Consider the following 263-nt stretch of genomic DNA (forward strand, 5'->3'; position numbering starts at 1 on the left):
CCCCCCCCCCCCCCCCCCCCCCCCCCCCCCCCGGCGTGACGCCAAGGGGGACAGGCCCGGGATAGTGTCCCGAGTTCCCATGCCAGACACCTGTGGAGGGATGTTTTAGCGTTCCTTCGCTGCGCCAGATCCTGGCTGTTGCGCGGCCCCCTGCACCCAAGGGGCGTGGCTGCTCGTGAAGTGGACAGCGGCCACATCTGAAACGTTGCATCTGAAACATGGACGTTCTCTTCAACCGTTTCCGAATCCTAGGCAGGTCACAC

Source organism: Pseudomonas sp. FW507-12TSA (assembly GCF_058781435.1).